This is a genomic window from Bacillus sp. JJ1127, assembly GCF_036965845.1.
Classification (GTDB): Bacteria; Bacillota; Bacilli; order Bacillales; family Bacillaceae_G; genus Bacillus_A.
This window is the reverse complement of record NZ_JBALQK010000398.1, coordinates 1-409: the sequence shown is the minus strand read 5'-3', so window position 1 is coordinate 409 and position 409 is coordinate 1. Positions and strand designations below refer to the sequence as shown.

At 26.9% G+C, this 409-nt stretch carries 1 protein-coding gene; it reads right to left on the bottom strand.

What is annotated here, in order from left to right:
* Positions 1 to 49 precede the first annotated feature (49 nt).
* Complete coding sequence (locus V7183_RS25070; RefSeq protein WP_335361226.1) at positions 50 to 301, bottom strand: hypothetical protein; 252 nt, start codon at positions 299 to 301, stop codon at positions 50 to 52.
* Between the last annotated feature and the right edge of the window lie 108 nt (positions 302 to 409).

Below are 409 nucleotides of genomic sequence, written 5' to 3'. Positions count from 1 at the left end.
TTTTTTAATTGATATATATTATTTGTCTTCACCGTAATATCATAACAAGTTATTTCTTTAATATTCTATTCAGCTCTTTCTGAAATATCATAATTTCTGAATCATCTTTTAACATTTTATCAATGTCATACCCCATAATAAAATCCTTTACATTCGAGTTAAAAAAAACAATTGAGCCATACTTATCTTGAAACCATTTTTGTTGTCTTAGTAACTTGAATTTTTTATTAACTATTCTTTGTTTTTTTGTAGGAATACAAAGAACGAATTGTGCTGCCATCTCTCCTATGAATTCACCCACTTTTTCCCCTTCTTTCTATGTTATAAGCTCACTTTGAAATCAGTATCCATGTATGGTGTTATTATAATTGTTTATCTTTATATATAAAACCCCTTCAGACTATACATG